Annotated in this window: 20 protein-coding genes; 15 read left to right on the top strand and 5 right to left on the bottom strand. The window is 62.1% G+C overall.

The window, feature by feature from the left end:
* Positions 1-122 precede the first annotated feature (122 nt).
* Complete coding sequence (locus tag NKI15_RS30325; RefSeq protein WP_023668343.1) at positions 123-1013, bottom strand: LysR family transcriptional regulator; 891 nt, start codon at positions 1011-1013, stop codon at positions 123-125.
* Positions 1014-1134: 121 nt separating this feature from the next.
* Between NKI15_RS30325 and tmpA the strand changes: the two genes are divergently transcribed.
* From tmpA to NKI15_RS30310, 3 genes are all read left to right on the top strand, one after another.
* Positions 1135-2286 carry a 2-trimethylaminoethylphosphonate dioxygenase gene (tmpA, locus tag NKI15_RS30320; protein ID WP_023751656.1) on the top strand — a complete coding sequence of 384 codons (1152 nt, stop codon included), beginning with the start codon at positions 1135-1137 and terminating at the stop codon, positions 2284-2286.
* Entirely contained in the window at positions 2283-2867 is a 585-nt protein-coding gene (gene tmpB / locus NKI15_RS30315) for a (R)-1-hydroxy-2-trimethylaminoethylphosphonate oxygenase (RefSeq protein ID WP_023751655.1), read from the top strand. Before tmpA ends, tmpB begins: the two co-directional genes overlap by 4 nt.
* Before the next feature lie 335 nt (positions 2868-3202).
* Positions 3203-3688 carry a hypothetical protein gene (locus tag NKI15_RS30310; protein ID WP_155921647.1) on the top strand — a complete coding sequence of 162 codons (486 nt, stop codon included), beginning with the start codon at positions 3203-3205 and terminating at the stop codon, positions 3686-3688.
* A 49-nt stretch (positions 3689-3737) separates the two neighbouring features.
* On the opposite strand, the gene NKI15_RS30305 is transcribed toward NKI15_RS30310, so the two are convergent.
* The 3 genes from NKI15_RS30305 to NKI15_RS30295 form a co-directional block, all read right to left on the bottom strand.
* The gene (locus NKI15_RS30305) at positions 3738-4385 is read right to left on the bottom strand and encodes a LuxR C-terminal-related transcriptional regulator (protein ID WP_023668347.1); all 648 of its coding nucleotides are present in this window, start codon (positions 4383-4385) and stop codon (positions 3738-3740) included.
* Positions 4382-5773 carry a sensor histidine kinase gene (locus NKI15_RS30300; protein WP_352515003.1) on the bottom strand — a complete coding sequence of 464 codons (1392 nt, stop codon included), beginning with the start codon at positions 5771-5773 and terminating at the stop codon, positions 4382-4384. Before NKI15_RS30300 ends, NKI15_RS30305 begins: the two co-directional genes overlap by 4 nt.
* Before the next feature lie 162 nt (positions 5774-5935).
* Positions 5936-6238: a DUF1236 domain-containing protein gene (locus NKI15_RS30295; RefSeq protein ID WP_023731684.1), complete on the bottom strand. Its 303-nt coding sequence runs from the start codon at positions 6236-6238 to the stop codon at positions 5936-5938.
* Between the two features lie 582 nt (positions 6239-6820).
* Between NKI15_RS30295 and NKI15_RS30290 the strand changes: the two genes are divergently transcribed.
* The 10 genes from NKI15_RS30290 (at position 6821) to NKI15_RS30245 (ending at position 19088) form a co-directional block, all read left to right on the top strand.
* The gene (locus NKI15_RS30290) at positions 6821-7783 is read left to right on the top strand and encodes a DUF1236 domain-containing protein (protein ID WP_023668350.1); all 963 of its coding nucleotides are present in this window, start codon (positions 6821-6823) and stop codon (positions 7781-7783) included.
* Positions 7784-8114: 331 nt separating this feature from the next.
* Positions 8115-9911 carry an acetolactate synthase 3 large subunit gene (locus tag NKI15_RS30285; protein WP_352515002.1) on the top strand — a complete coding sequence of 599 codons (1797 nt, stop codon included), beginning with the start codon at positions 8115-8117 and terminating at the stop codon, positions 9909-9911.
* An 81-nt stretch (positions 9912-9992) separates the two neighbouring features.
* On the top strand, positions 9993-10565 hold the full coding sequence (gene ilvN / locus NKI15_RS30280; RefSeq protein WP_023668352.1) for an acetolactate synthase small subunit: 573 nt from the start codon (positions 9993-9995) through the stop codon (positions 10563-10565).
* A 99-nt stretch (positions 10566-10664) separates the two neighbouring features.
* Positions 10665-11261, top strand: a complete 597-nt coding sequence (locus NKI15_RS30275; protein WP_023750903.1) for a LysE family translocator — start codon at positions 10665-10667, stop codon at positions 11259-11261.
* A 225-nt stretch (positions 11262-11486) separates the two neighbouring features.
* Positions 11487-12779, top strand: a complete 1293-nt coding sequence (locus NKI15_RS30270; RefSeq protein WP_352515001.1) for an efflux RND transporter periplasmic adaptor subunit — start codon at positions 11487-11489, stop codon at positions 12777-12779.
* Positions 12776-15937, top strand: coding sequence for an efflux RND transporter permease subunit (locus NKI15_RS30265; protein WP_352515000.1), 3162 nt, complete (start codon positions 12776-12778; stop codon positions 15935-15937). Before NKI15_RS30270 ends, NKI15_RS30265 begins: the two co-directional genes overlap by 4 nt.
* A 64-nt stretch (positions 15938-16001) precedes the next feature.
* Positions 16002-16625: a nitrile hydratase subunit alpha gene (gene nthA, locus NKI15_RS30260; RefSeq protein ID WP_352514999.1), complete on the top strand. Its 624-nt coding sequence runs from the start codon at positions 16002-16004 to the stop codon at positions 16623-16625.
* A complete protein-coding gene (gene nthB / locus NKI15_RS30255; protein WP_352519587.1) occupies positions 16622-17281 on the top strand; it encodes a nitrile hydratase subunit beta in 660 nt (219 codons plus the stop codon). The genes nthA and nthB overlap by 4 nt, the downstream gene beginning before the upstream one ends.
* Positions 17268-17615 carry a nitrile hydratase accessory protein gene (locus tag NKI15_RS30250; protein WP_352514997.1) on the top strand — a complete coding sequence of 116 codons (348 nt, stop codon included), beginning with the start codon at positions 17268-17270 and terminating at the stop codon, positions 17613-17615. The genes nthB and NKI15_RS30250 overlap by 14 nt, the downstream gene beginning before the upstream one ends.
* A gap of 345 nt (positions 17616-17960) precedes the next feature.
* On the top strand, positions 17961-19088 hold the full coding sequence (locus tag NKI15_RS30245; RefSeq protein WP_023668361.1) for an ATP-dependent DNA helicase: 1128 nt from the start codon (positions 17961-17963) through the stop codon (positions 19086-19088).
* 20 nt (positions 19089-19108) lie between these two features.
* Here the strand turns inward: NKI15_RS30245 and NKI15_RS30240 are convergent, their stop codons facing one another.
* Entirely contained in the window at positions 19109-19528 is a 420-nt protein-coding gene (locus NKI15_RS30240; protein ID WP_023682069.1) for a SpoIIAA family protein, read from the bottom strand.
* A 112-nt stretch (positions 19529-19640) separates the two neighbouring features.
* Between NKI15_RS30240 and NKI15_RS30235 the strand changes: the two genes are divergently transcribed.
* Entirely contained in the window at positions 19641-20381 is a 741-nt protein-coding gene (locus tag NKI15_RS30235; RefSeq protein WP_023668363.1) for a pyridoxine 5'-phosphate synthase, read from the top strand.
* A 77-nt stretch (positions 20382-20458) separates the two neighbouring features.
* Positions 20459-21921: potassium transporter Kup (locus NKI15_RS30230; protein ID WP_352653238.1), on the top strand; the 1463-nt coding region annotated here is incomplete at its 3' end.

The following is a 21921-nucleotide window of genomic DNA, read 5'->3' as shown; positions in this document are numbered from 1 at the left end:
TTTTTCTTGGCCGCCTGTAGCGAGCGGAACCCTGCCGAAGCTTGACGTCCGGCCTGGCGCAGTATCGCGACAAATTATGCGCCGCGTCACGTCGTCCAATAGTTTGCCGCGTATTCAGGGGCTTATCGGGAAATCGGGACGCCGAAGACCGTTGCGAACCAGCGGCGGACCGCTTCTTCGGCCGGGCTCAGATGCGCGCCCGAAGGTGCGGTCAGATAGTGGCCGGCACCGCTCGACAGCGTAAAGCCGGACAGGGTAACGAGAGATCCTTCGCGCAGTGCCGCGTCGGCCAACGGTCGCGATCCCAGCACCATGCCGGCGCCGTGCTTCGCCGCCTCCAACGCGGTAACGAAACTGTCGAATTTGTGCGTCGGCCCCAGCGCCGGCTTCATCCGGGCGACGGCGAACCACTCGCCCCACATTTCCCGCGCGCCGACCACTGTAAGTCTCGGCAATCCTGTCCAATCCTTGGCCTTGGCGACATTTGGCGACGCCATCGGCGTCAAGGTTTCGCGGGTGAGGCGGTCGGCCTGCCGTCCGGCAAAGGAGCCGGAGCCAATGCCGAAACGGATGTCGAGACCCACAAAGCGCTCGCCGTAATCGGCCGGTGTGTGGATGGTCTCGATCTGCAGCTGGACGAAGGGCAGGTCCTTGGCCATTTGCGGCAGCTTCGGCGCGATCATCAGCACGGCGAAGGAAATCGGCGAGCGGATCGTCACGCTCTGGACGGTCTTGGGTTCAAACAGCTCGCGCGTGCTGTTGGCGATCACGGCGAAGGCCGATTGCAGATGCGGCAGGTAGGCGGCACCCTCCGGCGTCAATTCGACGCCGCGCGCCAGGCGGATGAACAGCGGCTGCTTCAACCGCTCTTCGAGAGAACGGATGTGCTGGCTGACCGCAGCCTGGGTCAGGCCAAGCTCGGCCGCGGCGGCGGTGAAATTCGACAGCCGCGCGGCGGCCTCGAAACTCCGCAGCCAGTCAAGCGGGGGCAAGGGCAGGGTTGTTTCAGTCATAAACCGTTTAGGGCCTCTGGCTGCAAAATGATAATTTGAGTTATGCCTTCGACATCATCACGATGCAACCGGAAACCCTGCGGAGTTGGCTGCGGGGCGCTGCGGACAGGAACGGATCCCCATGCTTAGCCAGGTGCTGATCGGCGACGAAGGAAGAACGATCGACCTCGGGTGGAAGGACGGCGCGCGCACTCGCTTTCACGCAGTGTGGTTGCGCGACAATGCGCTCGACGACAAGACGCGTAGCGCCGGCAACGGCCAGCGGCTGATCACCATTCTCGACATTCCCGTGCAGACATGGATCGGCGCAGCCGCGATCAAGGGCGATGCGCTTGAAGTCAGTTTCGAACCGGAGGGAAAGACGGTGCGCTTTCCTGCGGCATGGCTGAGCGCCAATGCCTATGACCGCGATGCCGCCCGACAGCCCGGCTGGACAGGCGAGGGCACCGTGCGATGGACCAGGGCCTCTATGCAGAATTCGGTGCCGCGCGCCGGCTATCTCGCTGCCAGCCGCGACCGCGCCGTCTTGCGGCAATGGCTGTCGGCGGTGAAGACCTACGGCTTCGCGGTGATGGACGATTTGCCGCCCGAATCCGGGGCGCTGTGCAAAGTGTCCGATCTGTTCGGCTATATCAGGGAGACCAATTACGGCCGATGGTTCGAGGTGCGCGCCGAGGTCAATCCAACCAATCTGGCCTACACCAATCTTGGCCTGCAGGCGCATACCGACAATCCCTATCGCGATCCGGTGCCGACCTTGCAGATCCTGTCCTGCATCGAAAACACCGTGGAGGGCGGCGAATCCAGCGTCGTCGATGGTTTTGCCGTGGCGGCCGCGCTGCAGGCAGAAAACCCCGAAGGCTTCCGGCTGTTGAGTTCATACCCGGCGCGTTTCGAATATGCGGGGTCGTCGGGCGTGCGATTGCAGGCCAAACGGCCGATGATCGAGCTCGGGCCGGATGGCGAACTCATCGCCATCCGCTTCAACAACCGCTCGCTGGCGCCGACCGTCGATGTGCCGTTCGCGGAGATGGAGGCCTACTACGCCGCCTATCGCCGGTTTGCCGAACTGATCGAGGATCCTTCCTTCGAAGTCACCTTCAGGCTCGAGGCGGGCGAGGCCTTCATCGTCGACAACACCCGCGTCATGCATGCCCGCAAGGCGTTCTCCGGCACCGGCAAGCGCTGGCTGCAGGGCTGCTACGCCGACAAGGATGGCCTTTTGTCGACGCTGTCGGCGATCGAACACAGCTTCAAGGAGGCTGCGGAATGAGCGGCCAGGATTTGAACGCGGGCAACATCGTCGAATTCATCGCCGATATTTTCGAACGCCGAGGGGCGGAATCCTATCTCGGCGAACCCGTCACCATGTCGGAGCACATGTTGCAGGGCGCCTGGTTCGCCGAAAAGGACGGCGCGCCCGATGTGCTGGTGGCGGCAGCACTGCTGCACGATATCGGCCACTACACCAGCGAGTTCGGCACCTATTCGCCCGACGATGTCGAGGACAAGCATCATGACGAAGCCGGCGGCGAGGTGCTGGCGCCGTTCTTTCCACCGGTGATCGTCGAATGCGTCAGGCTGCATGTCGCGGCCAAGCGCTACCTCTGCGCCACCGACCCGAGCTATTTCGGCAGGCTGTCGCAGGCCTCGGTCCACACACTGTCGCTGCAAGGCGGGCCGATGAATGCCGAAGAGGTGGCAGAGTTCCGCAAGAACCCGTTCCACGAGGAAGCGGTGCGGGTTCGCGTCTGGGACGAGGCCGGCAAGATCGCCAACATGAAGACCCGGGCATTTCGCGACTACATGCCGCTGCTGCAACGGGTTGTCCGCGAATTCGCCAATCGCGCCTGATCATAATCCGGGGAAGGAACGGCATGTGCTACCGCTTCGACGGCGAGCATGCGCTAACCGTATGCCGGAGACCTGCCGCAAGCGTCTGCGTGCCGCAGGCGCTCGCGCCTCGCTGCCGATCCCTACCGGTGACGAGCCTTGTCACCGCGGATTTTATTGCGACATCCGTCGGCGCGGCCAAGATCAGTAGGTCAGACTTCGGTGTATATTTGACTCAGACGAAGGTCTGAGAATCGAGCTGAAAGGACGAAAGGAGAGTTTCCTCAGCGTTTGTAAGCCGCAATTTTGGGCTGTTCATTCTTGAATACCGTGACACATCATGATGTGATGGTGGCATGAATGGAGAAAGGCAGCCCCTGTTTTCATCCGTGCGTCGCTGGGCGTACTTTAGCTTGCGCGTATTCGCGGCGGTTGCGGTGGCGATGCCGGTGCTTGGTCTGCGGTTGAGCCATGTCGACGGCTACAAGATCGAATTCGCCGCTGCCAGCGCCAAGAGCGGAAACAATGGCAATGGTAACGGTGGTGGCAACGGTAGTGGTAACGGTAATGGCTCAGGCGGCAACGCCGGGAATGGCAACGCCAACGGAAAGGGAAAAAATGGTGCCGGCGACAACGCCCCCGGTAGCCAAGCTCCGAGTAGCCAAGTCAATGCCGCTGGCGACACGGTGACGGTACAGGGCGCCAAAATCCAGGTCGTGCATCGCGATGGATTCAGCGAAAGCATCGAGGCCGGCCGCTTCACTATGAAGGATCCGCTTGGAAGGACAATTGTCGAACGCGCCGTAAGGGCCTCCGACATTGCTCGTCTGAAAGGGCTGTGACTGCTGGTTCGCCAACCAGCATCCGACCTTCAGACAAGCCCCGATCTCCCTATACAAGACCCGTTTTGGGCGCGTGCATAAGAATGGCTGCTTCGGTGCGGTTTCGCACCTTTAGCTTTTGAAATATCCGAGTCATGTGGTGTTTTACCGTTTTCTCCTGCAGGTTGAGACGTTTGGCGACTTCTTTATTGCTCAGTCCTTCGCCTACCAAGGAGATTATCCCAAGCTCGCGTCCCGAGAGATTGGCAACGAGATCGGTGGTGCGCTTTTCCGGCCGTATCAGTTCATTCAAAAGCTGCGCTGACAGGGTCGGCGAAACATATTTTTTTCCTGCGGCTATATAAGTCAGCACCTCGGCCAGCGATGCCGCCCCAATCCCTTTCAGCACATATCCGCGTACGCCCAGCCTGAGCGCCGTCGCCAAATCGGCGTTCGCCTCCGAGACGGTGAGCATGACGATCTTGCAGTCAGGCTGAGTTGCAAGAATATTTTCCGCTGCCGCTAGGCCCCCTCCCGGCAAACTGATGTCGAGCAGCAATATGTCGGGATTTGCCAAGGCCGCAAGCTGTTCGGCATCCGTCGCGGTTTCGCCCGCACCAACGACTTCGAAGCCGCCGATTTCGGCGAGGCTGCGAGCCACACCCTCGCGAAACAGCGGATGATCATCAACAATGGCAATCCTTATGGGAGCGGTCATTTCTGGTCCTCGATGTTGAGCGTTATGGTCAGCCGGGTCCCCCTGGGGCTCGAAAACGTCTCGAAGTGACCTCCGATACTTTCGATACGTTCCCTCATGCCGGCGAGTCCAAGTCCTTCACACGATCCCGACTGGAATCCAGGGCCGTGATCAAGCACTTGAATGAGGAGCTTGCCCTGCGTCACTCTCGCCTTGACAGCCTGCCCCTTGCCCAGACCGTGTCGCCAGGCATTGTTCAGCCCCTCCTGCGCGAAGCGAAAGATGCTTATTTTCTCGGACGTCCCCAGGTCGGGCAGGCGAGGTGGCAGTGAAAGCGATACGGAGGAGGCCGTCCGGCGTTCATGTTCGGCAACCGCAAGCCGCAATATCTCCGCGACTGTCGAAGCTTCGATCTGTGGCAGCACGAGGCCGGTGCAGATGGCGCGGATCTCCCGCATCGCCTCGTCCAACGTATGATGGATATCGGCGATCTCGGTCTTGCGGTGGCTTGGGGATGCGGCGGGATCGAGCAGCAAAGGGCTGTCCATGCGCAGCGCAGCCAGTGCGACGAGCTGAGCTGGACCGTCATGCAAATCAGACCCAATGCGGCGCAAGTAACGCTCGTTGATTGCCGTTGCGCGGCGCGACGCCTGCTGGACGCGCTCCCGCAAGGCGGAATTCTGCTCCAAAAGCAACTGAAGTTCCGCCACTTGTGTCTCAAGCGCTGAACGCTGCGTTTCGATAGTGCTGCTGCCGCGAAGCACGATTCCCGAGAGCATCGCCAAGGCGACCGCGGTCGCGCCAGCCACGAGCAGCCAGCTCGACCATAGTGCCGAGTTTAAAGTGCCCTGAAGATCGTCGGCTATCTCGTAGAACTCGGAAACGGCCACAACATCGCCCGACCACGGCTCTCGAACCGGATTGTAGATCTCGAGCAGCGAGGCGGTGGGGCTCTTCCGTTCCTTCCTTTCATTTTCGTCCAGATCATTGAATTGCGCCACCACGTTTCCGCCGAACGCATGCAGCAAGTTCGCATTTGGCTCGAAGGTCTGGCCAATAAGAGCCGCGTCTTTGGCGTACAGCACCTTGCCATCACGCCGCCAAAGCACGAACGACGCCAGTTTTTTTCCGAGAGCACCCTGGTCCAGGGTTTCATCGAGTGCCCGTTTAACGGTGTCGCTGAGCTGCTGGCTTTTGCGCATATCCGGCAGGATTGGCGCGATGACACTGTCGACGTAAAGCGCGGTCGTGCTTGCAGAGTTGCGGATCACTCCATCTCGTATTTGCGAGGTGACCCATAGGCCGACGACCAGCATCAGCGACAGCAGCCCAATGCTTCCGACTATGATGAACTGCCAAGCCAACGATAGCCTGTTCCAGTTTTGATAGAGACTATCAATGTAGCGCACGTCTCAACCGACCCCGCGACTTTGGCCGTGCCAAAATGCCTAAGCCATCCTACATCTAGAACGGTCGATGGTGCGAGCAAGCGCTAGGTTGAATGCCGGGGAAACCGCAATTTCAGGGCATGATCCCACCGCCACCCGCGGGGAACGGCGGTGGGATCAGCGTTACTGTATGATCTTGACGATCTTCCGCGTGCCGGGGTCGACCAGCACGGTTCGCCCGTCGACCACAACGTAGCGATACTTGACGCTCGGCACTTCATGCAGTTCCACCGTGTCGGGAATGGCGGTCCCCACGTTCAATTCGACACCTGGAATCTTCACCGACGCAAGGGGCTGCTTTTTCACGTATTCGCGCACAACCGTTTCCTGCTCCGGCGCGATGATGACGTCTTGAGCGGCAACTACGCCCGCGCTCGCGAGCAGCAAGAATCCGGCAATTGCGGTCGACTGGTACATGGTCGTCATGATTCTCTCCTTCATGCGAGCAACGCTCATGCATCTTGCGCGAGCTCGATTCCGATACGGGTGGTGTTGATGAGGTTGATGCACACCGGGAGCCGAACGGGCTTTTCGCGGCTGCGTTCCCGCGTGGGGCTTCGGTCCGGGCGTCATCGGGCCAATGGACGATAGGGGGAGGGACCAAAGTCTGGTGCCAGGCTGTAGAGGTCCTAGAGCCTCCTCAGGGCGGAACACAGGGTTCTCGGCATCGTTGAGATCAGCACTTGTGGGAGGCGTTAATGGACAACAGCGTCCATCAGGCACGATGGTTGCTCTTGCCTGTTTTCGGGGTAGCCATCCTGGTCATGACGACGGGAGTACTTCTAAGCTTGTGATGCTGGTGTCATCGCTATGGGATCGCAAGCTCAGGAGAAAATAAAATGTTGCGTTGCATTAATTGTTTGATGCAATTTGTAGGTGATTGTTGCAAAATTACTGCCAACATTCATTGGTCTTCTTAGAAGCCCGATTTTATTCACAAAATGTGGAACAAAGTATTTTTGGCAGAGTTGGCTAGGCTGAGGGACCGACTCTTTAAGGAGAAAGCAGATGAAACATGTGTTGATCACGAGCATGATTGCGCTTGGCGTCGGGTGCGGCGCCGCGATCGCCCAGACCCAGGCCGTGCAGCCGAGCGGTGGCGACAACTGCGCCGCCGGCGCGGCCGATTGCCAGAAGGGCGGCAAGGCCGGAGAACAGGCGCAAGGCAAGATGAAGTCACAGACCGATCAGAATGCACAGGGCCAGGCTGGCGCCACGACCGATCAGCAGGCTCAGGGCAAAGCCAAGCTCAAGACGGATGAACAGGCACAGGGCAAGGCCGGGACCAGTACCGAGCAGAATGCTCAGGGTCAGGCCGGCGCCACGACCGATCAGCAGGCTCAGGGCAAGGCCAAGCTCAAGACGGATGAACAGGCCCAGGGCAAGGCCGGGACCAGCACCGAGCAGAATGCTCAGGGCCAGACCGGCACCAGCACCGAGAAGCAGGCTCAGGGCAAGGCCAAGCTCAAGACGGATGAACAGGCCCAAGGCAAGGCCGGGACCAGCACCGAGCAGAACGCTCAGGGCCAGACCGGCACCAGCACCGAGAAGCAGGCTCAGGGCAAAGCCGGGACCAGCACCGAGCAGAACGCTCAGGGCCAGACCGGCACCAGCACGGACCAGCAGGCCCAGGGCAAGGCCGGGACCACCACCGAGCAGAACGCTCAGGGCAACACAAACGTTCAGACCGACCAGGGCAATACGGCCTCGATCAACAACGTGACCGTCGAGCAGAAGACGCAGGTCACGCAGATCATCCACGAGACCAGGGTTGAGCCGGTGAAGAACGTCGACTTCGACATTTCGGTCGGCATCGAGGTGCCGCGGCACAAAGTGCGCCTGCACCGTCTGCCGGCGCGCATTGTCAAGATCGTCCCGGCCTACGAATCCTATGAGTACTTCGTGCTGGCCGACGGGCGCATCGTCATCGTCGACCCGGATACGTACAAGATCGTGCTGATCCTGACGTGACACGGCAGTGACTCTTGTTCCCGGCGCGGTGCGATTGAGGGGTATCGTATGCGCCGCGGTGGCCCGCCGACCAGAGGCGGCGGGCCACTTGCTTTGTCTTTCGCATCGCGCGTTTTTCCCGTTGACACCCTGCCTTTCACCCTCGTAGTGTCCGCCACGATGAAAAAGGCACTCATTCTCGTAGGAAAGCGCGTGGGCAAGGCGGTGTAACCGCCGGGCGAAAACCTCCCATGCGCAACACACAGGCTCCCATCGGGGGCCTTTTTTATTGCCCGAAACACGACTAAACGACCAGCAATCGCCTCATGGCTAGAAGTACGGGACCAGACCGATGAGCAACGGACAGAACGAACGGCGCGAAATGCCAAACAGGGAAATGACTGGCGCCGAAATGGTGGTGCAGGCGCTGAAGGACAATGGCGTCAAGCATGTCTTCGGTTATCCCGGCGGCGCGGTGCTTCCGATCTATGACGAAATCTTCCAGCAGGACGAGGTCGAGCACATCCTCGTCCGCCACGAGCAAGGCGCAGGGCATGCGGCCGAAGGCTATGCCCGCTCGACCGGCAAGGCCGGCGTCATGCTGGTGACCTCCGGCCCGGGCGCCACCAATGCGGTGACGCCGCTGCAGGATGCGCTGATGGATTCGATCCCGCTGGTCTGCCTGACCGGGCAGGTGCCGACTTCGCTGATCGGCTCCGACGCGTTCCAGGAGTGCGACACGGTCGGCATCACGCGCCCCTGCACCAAGCACAACTGGCTGGTGAAGGACGTCAACGAATTGGCCGCCACCATCCATGAGGCCTTCCATGTCGCGACGACCGGCCGCCCCGGCCCGGTGGTGGTCGACATTCCGAAGGATGTGCAGTTCGCCAAAGGCATCTATGTGCCGCCGCAGGCGGCGCCGCGCACCAGCTACCAGCCGAAGGTCCAGGGCGACCTGGAAAAGATCAAGGCCGCCGTCGAACTGATGGCCGGCGCCAAGAAGCCGATCATCTATTCGGGCGGCGGCGTCATCAACTCCGGTCCGGAGGCCAGCCATCTGCTGCGCGAACTGGTCGACCTCACCGGCTTCCCGATCACCTCGACGCTGATGGGCCTCGGCGCGTATCCGGCATCGGGCAAGAACTGGATGGGCATGCTGGGCATGCACGGCACTTATGAAGCCAATATGGCGATGCATGATTGCGACGTGATGATCTGCATCGGCGCGCGCTTCGACGACCGCATCACCGGACGGCTGACCGCCTTCTCGCCCAACTCGAAGAAGATCCACATCGACATCGATCCATCGTCGATCAACAAGAACGTGCACACGGAAGTGCCCATCATCGGCGATGTCGGCCGGGTGCTGGAGGACATGGTGCGGCTGTGGCGGGCGAGCGCCAAGGCCGACAAGAAGGCGCTCCATCCCTGGTGGGAGCAGATCGCCAAATGGCGCGCGCGTGACTCGCTCGCGTTCAAGATGAACCACGATGTGATCATGCCGCAATATGCCATCCAGCGGCTCTACGAGCTGACCAAGGACATGGACACCTACATCACCACCGAGGTCGGCCAGCACCAGATGTGGGCGGCGCAGCACTATCATTTCGAGAAGCCGAACCGCTGGATGACGTCGGGCGGGTTGGGCACGATGGGCTACGGTCTGCCGGCTGCGCTCGGCGTGCAGATCGCGCACCCGGACGCGCTGGTCATCGACATCGCAGGCGACGCCTCGGTGCAGATGACGATGCAGGAGATGAGCGCGGCGGTGCAGCACAATGCGCCGATCAAGATCTTCATCCTCAACAACCAGTATATGGGCATGGTGCGTCAGTGGCAGCAGCTGCTGCACGGCAACCGCCTGTCGCATTCCTATACCGAAGCGATGCCCGACTTCGTCAAGCTGGCTGACGCCTATGGCGGCCATGGCATTCGTTGCGAGAAGCCGGACGAGTTGGACGATGCGATCAAGGAGATGATCGCGGTGAAGAAGCCGGTGCTGTTCGATTGCCGGGTGGCGACGCTCGCCAACTGCTTCCCGATGATCCCGTCGGGCAAGGCGCATAATGAAATGCTCCTGCCCGACGAGGCGACCGACGAAGCCGTGGCCAACGCCATCGACGCCAAGGGCAGGGAACTGGTCTAGGTCCAAGCCGGGGCAGGGCTGTCGCGAGAAGCCGTGCGCAAACAGAGAATTAGCTCAAAGTCTGAAATCGAGATTCATGTCATGAACGCACAGCTTCAACCGACCGGCTCCGCCTATTTCATCGCCAAGGAAACGGAAAAGCCGGAGAACCACACGCTCTCCGTTCTGGTCGACAATGAGCCCGGCGTGCTTGCCCGGGTCATCGGCCTGTTTTCCGGCCGCGGTTATAACATCGAGAGCCTCACCGTCTCCGAGACCGAACACGAGAAGCACCTGTCACGCATCACCATCGTGACGCGCGGCACGCCGCATGTGCTGGAGCAGATCAAGCATCAGCTCGAGCGCATCGTGCCGGTGCACCGCGTCGTCGATCTCACCGTGCGCTCGCACGAGTTCGGCCAGGAGCGGCCGCTGGAACGCGAGCTGGCGCTGGTCAAGGTCGCCGGCACTGGCGAAGCCCGCGTCGAGGCGCTGCGTCTGGCGGATGCTTTTCGCGCGTCGGTCATCGACGCCAACACCGAGCACTTCATCTTCGAGATTACCGGCAAGGGTTCGAAGCTCGACCAGTTCATCGCCATCATGAAGCCGCTCGGCCTGGTCGAGATCTGCCGCACCGGCGTGGCGGCGATGAACCGGGGCCCGCAGGGGATGTAGGCCTTCATGCGCGCGGCGGGGCGCTTTGGACCAATGGAATGAGGTTGCGTCCGGCGCCCTGTCGATTTAAGTCAGCATTGCTGACCTTTGTGAGCCGTCATGACCCTCGACGCTTTCCTTGCACTTTTGGTCTACGCCTTCGTGACCTCGATCACGCCGGGGCCGAACAACCTCATGCTCTTGGCGTCGGGCGTGAATTTCGGCCTCGTCAGAACCATTCCGCATATGCTGGGCATCAGCATGGGTTTTCTGGTGCTGTTGCTTGCCGTCGGCTTTGGCCTGGGCGCGGTGCTGACAGCGTTTCCGGCCTTGCACACCGGATTGAAGATCGCCGGCGCTGCCTATCTGCTCTATCTCGCCTGGAAGATCGCCATGTCGCGCTCGCTGTCCAGCAAGGGTGAGACGGAGGCACGGCCGATGCGCTTCGTCGAGGCAGCCGCATTCCAGTGGGTCAATGCGAAAGCCTGGGTGATGGCGATCACCGCCATGGCCGTCTACTCCAATCCGGACCACCCGTTCCTGTCGGTGGCGCTGATCGCGATCGCCTTCACCGTCGTCAACCTGCCGAGCGTCTCGGTGTGGGCCGGCTTCGGCACGGCGCTGCGCGGATTCCTGTCGGATCCGGTGCGGCTGAAATGGTTCAACATCGCCATGGGCGTGCTCTTGGCGGCGACGCTCTGGCCGATGCTGAAATAGACGCATCCGGCCTGAAATCTCAACCGCATCCTGGCTGGTTTTCCGACTGCTGAGCCGGCTGCATAGTCATTGTGCAGTGCACATTAAATCTTCGTAATGCCGTGTTTTGGCCCTTTTCCGACAAATGTGCGTCCTATCTACTTCGGCGAGATCGCGGCAAGGCGCCGTGATTGGGTAGAATGAGACCACCGGGTTCGGCGTGTCGGATCATAGGGCTTTTAGTCGATGCGCGGAAAAGTCGTTCTGGCGGTGGTGGTGGCGGCCTGTGTCGCCGCGGCATGGGTCTATTTTTCGCCGGCGGCGATGAGCAGTATGCAGCAGATGCTGCCGGGCGCCAGTCAGACGGCAGCAGCGGACAAGCCGGCTGGATCGGACAAGGCTTCGGCCGACAAGGCAGGGGGCAAATCCGGCGCCGGCGGCAATGCCGCCCGTTCGGCCTCGATCGTCTCGGCCACCGCGACAACGGCCGATTTTCCGATCCGCCGTTACGCCATCGGCTTCGTGTCGTCGCCGGCCGTGGTCAACATCAACGCCCGCGTGTCCAGCCAGATCGTATCGATCGACGTCAGGGACGGCCAGATGGTGAAGGCCGGCGACCTGCTGTTCTCGCTCGACGACAGGGCGCTCAAGGCGCAGCTTGCCAAGGATCAGGCGACGCTCGCCAAGGACCAGGCGCTGCTAACCAGTTCGGGCTCCGACCTTCAGCGCGCCAAGGATCTCGTCGCCAAGCAGGCCGGCACGCAGCAGACTTACGATCAGGCGGTGGCGGCGCAAAAGGCTGCCGCGGCGACGGTCGATGCCGACAAGGCGACGATCGACGCCGACAATGTCCAGCTCGGCTTTGCCAGCATCAAGGCGCCGATTGCCGGCCGGCTGGGCGCGGTCAACGTTTCGGTCGGTGACCTCGTCACCTTGAGCAACGGCAACTCGAGCACGGCCACGCCGCTGGTGACGATCACCGAGATGGATCCGCTGCAAGTCAACTTCAACCTGCCGGAGAGTAACCTGGCGCTGCTGCACAAGGCGCTGGCCAACCCGCAGCAAGGCGCGGTGACGCTGACCAAGGATGGCGATCCGACGCCGATCGGCAAGGGCACGCTCGACTTCGTCGATTCCAGCGTCGACACCGCATCCGGCACCATCGCGACCCGGGCGAGCATTCCCAATGCCGATCTTTCACTGTGGCCCGGCCAATATGTGAATGTCGTGCTCGACGCCGGCATCATGCCGCAGATGCCATCCATCCCGACGGTCGCGATCCAGCCCAGCCAGAAGGGGCCGTTCGTCTATGTCGTCAAGCCGGACAACACGGTCGAGATGCGGCCTGTGCAGGTGGCGCTGACCGAAGGCGAAAACAGCGCCATCAGCGAGGGCGTCAAGTCAGGCGAGAAGGTTGTCGTCGAGGGCCAAACCAGGCTGAAGGACGGCGCCAGCGTGCATGAAGGCAAGGCAACTGCCGGCGGTCAGGCAGCGCCCAAGTTGGCGGAAGCCGACAAAGCCGGCGGAGCTGCCCAATGATCTCAGAATTCTGCATAAGAAGGCCTGTCGCGACGCTGCTGATGTCGTTCGCCCTCGTGCTGGGCGGGCTGTTTGCCTACAAGTTCCTGCCGGTGGCGGCGCTGCCGAGCGCCGAATTCCCGGTCGTCAATGTCTCGGCCAACCTGGCCGGCGCGTCACCCGAAACCATGGCCACTTCGGTGGCGACGCCGCTGATCAAGCAGTTCGCCACCATTGCCGGCATCGATTCCATCTCGACCAGCAATTCGCTGGGACGCACGTCCATTGCCATCCAGTTCGTGCTCAACCGGGATATCGACGCGGCGGCCGCCGACGTGCAGGCGGCGATCGCACGCACGCAGCGGCAACTGCCGCCCGAGATGACAGCGCCGCCGAGCTATCGCAAGGTCAATCCGGCCGACGCGCCGATCCTTCTGATGTCGCTGGTCAGCGACACGGTTCCGCTCACCGACCTCGACGCCTTCGCCGAAAACGTCATCTCGCCCTCGCTGTCGACCATCGACGGCGTTGCGCAGGTGTCGATCTTCGGCCAGCAGAAATATGCGGTGCGCGTGCAGATCGACCCGACGGCGCTGGCGGCGCGCGGCATTTCGATCGACCAGCTGCAGACGGCAATCGCGTCGGCCAACTCCAACACGCCGCTCGGCGTCTTGCAGAACGACAAGCAGCAGCTGACCATCACGGCCAATACGCAGCTCACCGATGCCGCCGGGTTCTCCAACCTCATCATCGCCACCAAGAACGGCCATCCGGTGCGGCTGGGCGAGGTGACGCGCGTCATCGACTCGGTCGAGACCACGACGACTGCAAGCTGGTATGACGGCACGCGCGCCATCATCCTGGCGGTGCAGCGCCAGCCCGACGCCAACACGGTCGACGTCGTCGACAAGGTCAAGGCGATGCTGCCGTCGTTCAAGGACCAAATGCCGGCCGCCGCCGACATCAAGCTGCTCAACGACCGTTCGACCTCGATCCGCCAGGCCGTCGACGACGTCCAGTTCACGCTGCTTCTGACCATCGCTTTGGTGGTGATGGTGATCTTCGTCTTCCTGCGCCGGGTGACTGCAACCATCATTCCGGCCGTGGCGGTGCCGATCTCGTTGATCGCGACGCTCGGCGCCATGTTCCTGTTCGGCTTCTCCATCGACAACATCTCGCTGATGGGACTGACGCTCGCAGTCGGCCTCGTCGTCGACGACGCCATCGTCATGCTGGAAAACATCTTTCGCCACATGGAGGAGGACGGTCTCTCGGCCTTCGATGCCTCGCTGAAGGGCGCGCGCGAAATCGGCTTCACCATCATCTCGATCTCGATCTCGCTGGTGGCGGTGTTCATCCCCGTGCTTCTAATGGGCGGCGTCATCGGCCGCATCTTCAACGAATTCGCCGTCGTGGTGACGGTCGCGATCCTTGCCTCGATGTTCGTCTCGCTGACGCTGACGCCGATGCTGTGCTCAAGGCTGCTGTCGGTGACCAAGGCCGATCGCGACAAGCACGCCCCCGGCCACAAGCAGGACTTCGTCACCCGCGGCTATGATCGGCTTCTGACATTCTGCCTGCGCCACACTTTCCTGGTGTTCCTCGTTTTTGTCGGCACGGCGGCAGGGTCGGTGTGGCTGATCGAAGTCTCGCCGAAAGGCTTTTTCCCGCAAGAGGATATCGGCCAGATCTCGGTGACGACGATCGCCAGGCAGGACATCTCCTACGACGCCATGGTCAAGCTGCAGAACCAGGCGGCAAGTGTCTTCTCGCGTTCGCCCTATGTCTCGCATGTGGCCTGGTCAGCCGGCGGCGGCAACAATGCGCTGAACCAGGGCCAGCTCTATGTGCAGCTGAAGGACAAGAGCCAGCGCCCCGACATCGATAAGGTACTGTCGGATCTGCGGCGGCAGCTGGCCGTCGTGCCGGGGATCGATGCCTATATGCAGCCGGTGCAGAACCTGCGACTTGGCGCGCGTTCTTCCGCCAGCGCCTACCAGCTCGTCGTTCAGGGCCTCGATACCGGCCTGACCGACACATGGGCGCAAAAGCTCGACGATGCGATGGCGGCCGATCATGCGAATTTCACCGACGTCACCAGCGATTTGCAGAACAATTCATTGCAGGCGACGCTGGTGGTCGATCGCGACAAGGCGGCGTCGCTCGGCATCGACACCGACACGCTGCGCTCCAGCCTCTATGGCGGCTTCGGCACGGAGCAGGTCTCGACGATCTTCGGCTCGGCCGACAGCTACGAAGTCATCATGGAGCTCGATCCCAACATCGAATGGTCGCCCGAGCGCATGCTGGCCATCCAGGTCAGGACGGCAAGCGGCAGCCTGGTGCCGCTCGGCGCCTTTGCCCGCGTCGACCGCACCGCCGGCGCGCTGACGGTCAACCAGCTCGGCCAGCTGCCGGCGGTGACCATCTCCTACAACCTGCCGCAAGGCGTGGCGCTGGGCGACAGCACGGCCCGCATCGCCGCGCTGAAGGAGCAGATCGGCATGCCGTCGGCGATTTCGACCAGCTTTGCCGGCACCGCCAAGACCTTCCAGGATTCGCTGGCCAATCAGGGCCTGCTGATCGGCGGCGCCATTCTGACCATCTATATCGTACTCGGCATTCTCTATGAGAGCTTCATCCATCCGCTCACCATCCTGACCGGCCTGCCTTCGGCTGTGCTGGGCGCGGTGGTGGCGTTGCGCTTTGCCGGCATGGACCTTTCGGTGATCGCTGTGATCGGCATCCTGATGCTGATCGGCATCGTCAAGAAGAACGGCATCATGATGGTCGACGTCGCGCTGGAGCTGCGACGAGAAGGCATGTCGGCGACCGAGTCCATACACAAGGCCTGCCTGATGCGGTTCAGACCGATCATGATGACGACGTTGGCGGCACTGATGGGCACGTTCCCGATCGCGCTCGGTACCGGCGCCAGTGCCGAACTGCGCCAGCCGCTCGGCGTCGCCGTGGTCGGCGGCCTCCTGGCGTCGCAGGCGCTGACGCTGTTCGTCACGCCTGTCATCTATGTCTATTTCGAGAGTTTCTCCGGCTGGCTGGTGAGCTTCTTCCCTTCGAAAAAGAACAGGCCGGAGCTGCATGCGGTCGAGAGCGGCGAGCAGGCCTCGCTGTTCGGTCCCGAGGATCGGCTCGAGCCGCAAAGGGCCGCCGCCGAATAGGCGATAGCCCGTGGCCCAAGCTGTCATGCTTGCGGCCGCGTGCCGCCGATCCTAATCTGAGGTCATGTCCCATGATCATGACCACGACAACGAACTCGACCCGTTTGCGGCGCGCGTGCGCGCGCTGGAGACCATCCTCACCGAAAAAGGCCTGATCGATCCAGCCGCAATCGCCGTCATTGTCGAGACCTATGAGACCAAGATCGGGCCGCGCAACGGCGCCAGGGTGGTGGCGAAAGCCTGGAGCGATCCGGCCTATGCCGAGTGGCTGAAGCGCGATGCGACGGAAGCGATCGCGTCGCTGAGCTATAGCGGCCGCCAGGGCGAGCACATGCAGGCGGTGTTCAACTCGGACGAGACGCACAACCTCGTGGTCTGCACGCTGTGCTCCTGCTATCCGTGGTCGGTGCTTGGACTGCCGCCGGTCTGGTACAAGGCGCCGCCCTATCGGTCGCGGGCGGTGACCGATCCCCGCGGCGTGCTCGAGGAGTTCGGGCTGACCTTGCCAGCGGAGAAAAAAATCCGCGTCTGGGATTCGACTGCCGAACTGCGCTATCTCGTGGTGCCGATGCGGCCTAGCGGTACCGAAGGCTGGAGCGAGGACCAGCTCGCCGAACTGGTCAGCCGCGATGCGATGATCGGCACGGCGGCGGCCAAAGAACCCGGGACAAAGAAGGTACCGGCATGAACGGGCCGCAGGATCTAGGCGGACAGATGGGTTTCGGGCCGGTCGCGCCCGAAAAGGACGAACCCTATTTTCATGCGGATTGGGAGAGGCGGGCGCTGGGCGTGACGCTGACCGCCGGCGCCATGGGCGCGTGGAACATCGACGAGAGCCGGCACGCCAGGGAATCGCTGCATCCGGCCGTCTATTATTCCTCAAGCTACTACCAGATATGGATCAAAGCGCTCGAGGTGCTGCTGAAGCGCCATGGCTTCGTCAGCGAGCGCGATCTGACGGAAGGTCGGGCGGTCGATCCGGCGGCGACGCCCAAAAGGGTGTTGAAGGCCGAAAACGTTCCGGCGGTGCTGGCCAAGGGCAGTCCCTGCGACCGGCCGGTCGAGACGGCGCCGCGCTTCAAGGCCGGCGACCCGGTGCGGACAAGGAATTTCAATCCCACCGCCCACACGAGGCTGCCGCGTTATGCGCGCGGCAAGTACGGAGTGATCGAGGCCGTGCGTGACGGTTTTGTGTTCCCCGACAGCAACGCGCATGGAAACGGTGAAAACCCGCAATGGGTCTATACCGTGGTCTTCGATGGCTCGGAAATCTGGGGCGAGGGCGCCGACCCGACGCTTACCGTCTCCATCGACGCTTGGGAGAGCTATCTTGAGCCGGCCTGAAGGTGCACTGCCGGCGGGTCTGGACGAACCGGTATTCGCCGAACCCTGGCAGGCCGAAGCCTTCGCCATGACGGTGGCGCTGCACGACAAGGGCCTGTTTTCCTGGGCCGAATGGGCCGATGCGCTGTCGGCGCAAGTGAACAAGCCGGGCGCCGCAAGCGATGGCCACGATTATTACGAGCATTGGCTGGCTGCGCTGGAGACGCTGCTGGCGGCCAAGGGCGTCGCGGGAAAAAGTGACGTCGACACGCTCGCCGCCGCCTGGGAACGCGCCGCGCATGCAACCCCGCACGGCAAGCCGATTTTGTTGGAGAACGATCCCGGGGATTGGTGAGGATGAAGTCCTGCGATGTTTGCGCCGCCCCTCACCTGCCTGCCGGCATCCTCTCCCCGTACGACGGGGAGAGGGGTCGCTCGCGTCCATGGTTTCGCCAATCTCAAGCATCTCATGATGGCGCCGAGGCTGCGGCCAGCCTTTCTCTCCCGGTCAGTATACGGGGAGAAATGCCCGGCAGGGCAATGAGGGACAGCGCTGGCGGTTTGTCATTATCTGAAGCGATTGCCCTCCGTTCTCAGTGCTTGTTCCCTTTACGTTCGGTTTCGGCGCTGTTAGCCTGAGCGCCTCCGGCATTGATGGTGCGGCCTTGTCTTTCCCTTGCGAATCCGGTCTCTCGCGCTGATGGAATTCTCTCCCCAACAGGATGAGGCGTTGAAGGCGGTGGCGCGCTGGCTCAAGGAGGGCCGGCCGCAGGTCTTCCGGCTGTTCGGCTATGCCGGCACAGGCAAGACCACGCTGGCGCGCTATTTTGCCGAGCATGTCGATGGGCAGGTGCAGTTCGCCGCCTTCACCGGCAAGGCGGCGCAGGTGCTGCGCTCCAAGGGCGCGGTCAATGCCCGCACCATCCATTCGTTGATCTACCGGCCGAAAGGCGAGGAATCGGTGTCGGACGAGGTGACCGGCAAGACCTCGATGTCGCCGACCTTCTCGCTCAATCGGCAAAGTCCTATTTCACGGGCGAAGCTGGTGGTCATCGACGAATGCTCGATGGTCGACGAGCAGCTTGGCCGCGACCTTCTGAGTTTTGGCACGCCGATCCTGGTGCTTGGCGATCCGGCGCAGCTGCCGCCGATCTCGGGCGGCGGCTTTTTCACCGAGCATGAGCCGGATGTGCTCTTGACCGAAATCCACCGCCAGGCGCGCGACAATCCGATCATCCAGCTGGCGCTCGACGTGCGCGAGGGCCGCGAGTTCATGCGCGGCGACTACGGCACCGCGCAGGTCATCGGCAAGGAGGACGTCACCCAGGAGTTGGTGCTGAAGGCGGACCAGGTGTTGGTCGGCACCAACCGAACACGCCGCCGCTACAATCAGCGCCTGCGCGAGCTGAAGGGTTTCAATGCCGATTATCCGCAGGCCGGCGACAAGCTGGTCTGCCTGCGCAACGACCCCGCCAAGGGCCTGCTCAACGGTTCGCTGTGGAAGGTGATGACCTCGTCGCGCGAAACGGTGAAGCCGGGCATCAACCTTCTGGTCTCGCCCGAGGAGGACGATCCCGACCGCGGCGTCGCCAAGATCAAGCTGCTCAAGTCGGCTTTCGAGGATCCGGACGCCGATATCCCCTGGCAGCAGAAGAAGCGCTTTGACGATTTCGACTATGGCTACGCGCTGACCGTGCACAAGGCGCAGGGTTCGCAGTGGAACGATGTCGTGCTGTTCGACGAGAGTTGGGCGTTCAAGGAAACCCGCCAGCGCTGGCTCTATACTGCCATAACGCGGGCGGCAGAGCGGCTGACGATTGTTAGATAGCTGGCGTTAGATAGCCGGCGTCAGGTAGCAGCCGGCGCAGCGGGGCTGAGTGGCGTCGCACCCAGCCATTGCCAGGCATCCGCTTCATCCTCGGCCGCGAAGTGCCTGAACTCGATGGGTGGCGAAGCCGGAAGGAAGTTCCGCGCATCCGCTATCCAGTCGGGCTCACCGATCGTCGCGCACCGGGCGATATGCTCTAGCGCATGCACCGTGCCCTGTTTCAGCGTCTCGTCGTCCATATCGATCCAGTCGACGCCCTCATGATCGACCAGCCGCACCAAGACGTCGATCCTCGGGTGCAGCGCGTAGGCAGCCTCCAGCAATCCGAACAGATTTTCGCCGTCGGCGGCAGAGACATGGCCGACGACGTCGATGGCGAAAAGGTCCTCACGGTCGGTTTCGAGGCGGCGGATCGCGGGCACGGACTGGAGAAAATTCATTGGCTGGGTTCCCCCTTGCGAGCAGATGTCATCACTGGAACACCCGAAAGCCCCTGTCTGTTCCCATCAAAGGCAGTATAGATGCGCTGCACAAACAGCCGGACCTCACGCCATGCCCGCGAAACTCTCGGTCAATCTCAACGCCATCGCCATGCTGCGCAACCGCCGCAACCTGCCGTGGCCCAGCGTCACCGGGCTCGGCCGCCTGGCGTTGGCGGCCGGCGCGCACGGGCTGACGGTTCATCCGCGGCCCGACGAGCGCCACACCAGGCATTCCGACCTGCCCGAGATCCGGGCGCTTATCGACGACGAGTTTCCCAAGGCGGAATTCAACATCGAGGGCTACCCGACCGAGGATTTTCTGGCGCTTGTGGAAAGGCACCAGCCCGAGCAGGTGACGCTGGTGCCCGACGATCCGGCGCAGGCGACATCAGACCATGGCTGGAACTTTGCCGCCGAGGCGGCGTTCCTTAACCCGATCGTCAAGCGTCTGAAAAAAGGGGGCTTCCGCGTGTCGCTGTTTTCCGATCCGGATCCCACCGGCGTCAATGCCGCGCGCGACACCGGCGCCGACCGCATCGAGCTCTATACCGGGCCCTACGGCAGCTACCATTCCGATTCCGCCAAGGCGCGGAAGGAGCTGGAAAGATTGGGAAAAACCGCGGATGCCGCACTCGCCGCCGGACTCCAGGTCAATGCCGGGCACGATCTGGTGGTGAACAACCTTCCGGCATTGGCAAAGCGCATTCCGGCATTGGCCGAAGTGTCTATCGGACACGGGTTGACAGCCGATGCGTTGGAGTATGGCATGGCCGGCACGGTGGGGCGGTTTCTGAAGGCTTGCGGTTGGTAGCGGTGGAAGGCTCGTGTCGAAGGTGATATCGCATGACAGCAAGCAAGGCGCACCGCGCGGTGATCGGGGAGTAGTCGATGGCTCTTTCCAGCATCGGTAGCGAGGCTGAACCCGTCGAACAACCGAACCACTCCCACACTGAACAGCACAGCACCAAAGTTCTGATGCTGGGCGCGCTTGGCGTCGTCTATGGCGATATCGGCACCAGCCCGATCTATGCCTTCCGCGAGGCGCTTCACGCTTCGCCTGGTACCGACACGCGTATAGATGTCCTGGGCGTGCTGTCGCTGATCGTCTGGGCGCTGACGATTATCGTCACCATAAAATACGTCGCTTTCGTGCTTCGCGCCGACAACAAGGGCGAGGGCGGCACGCTGTCCCTGATGGCGCTGGCGCGCAGCGCCTATCCAAAAGGCGCCAAGCTTATCCTCGGCATCGGACTTTGCGGGGCGTCGCTTTTTTTCGGAGACGCTATCATAACTCCGGCCATTTCCGTGCTGTCGGCAGTTGAGGGCCTGGAAGTGGTGACACCGACGCTGGAGGCCTATGTCGTTCCGATCACCTTGGTCATCCTGGCATTTCTGTTCTCCGTGCAGCGCTTCGGCACGGGGAAGGTGGCGGCAGTATTCGGGCCGGTGACGGCGCTATGGTTCCTGGCCATCGGCGTTTCCGGGCTCTACCACCTGATGGATGATCCTTCGGTGCTGTTGGCGATCAACCCGTATTATGCGATCGCCTACTTAGCCGGCACGCCGACCGCCGCTTTCGTGACCGTTGGTGCAGTGTTCCTGGCGGTAACGGGGGCCGAGGCGCTTTATGTCGACCTTGGACATTTCGGGCGCAAGCCGATCGTGCTCGCGTGGTTTTCCGTGGTGTTTCCTTGCCTGCTGCTCAACTACTTCGGCCAGGGCGCCTTTGTATTGGCGAATGGCGGCAGGCCGACCAATCCATTCTTCGAGATGTTGCCGGATTGGGCGCTGATGCCAATGGTCGGCTTGGCAACGGCCGCCACCGTGATCGCCAGTCAGGCGGTGATCTCGGGTGCTTTTTCGCTGGCACGTCAGGCAGTGCAACTCAACCTGCTGCCCCGCATCGAGGTGCAGCACACGTCCGAAATGCAGAGCGGCCAGATTTATATGCCGCGCGTCAACCTGCTCATCGCCCTGGGAGTGATGCTGCTGGTTGTCGGCTTCGGCAGCTCGAGTTCGCTGGCTTCCGCTTACGGAATTTCGGTGACCGGCGAGATGCTGATGACAACCATTCTGCTGTTCGTTGTCATGCGCAATTTGTGGAAATGGCAGCTTGGGCTCGCCCTGGCACTGGCGCTGCTGTTCGGCACCATCGACATGGGTTTCTTCCTGGCGAATGTCGTCAAGATCGTGGAAGGCGGATGGGTGTCAATATCCGTTGCCTGCCTCATGGGGCTGATCATGACCACCTGGATACGCGGCAGCCGCTATCTGTTCGACAAGACCCGGCGCAACGAAATCCCGCTCGATTTCCTCGCCGGCAATCTGCTGAAGAAGAAGCCGCAGCTGGT

The sequence above is a fragment of the Mesorhizobium sp. M0862 genome (genome assembly GCF_040319795.1).
Lineage (GTDB): Bacteria > Pseudomonadota > Alphaproteobacteria > Rhizobiales > Rhizobiaceae > Mesorhizobium.
Note: the sequence above shows the minus strand (reverse complement) of the source record. Positions and strands in the feature narration are given on the sequence as shown.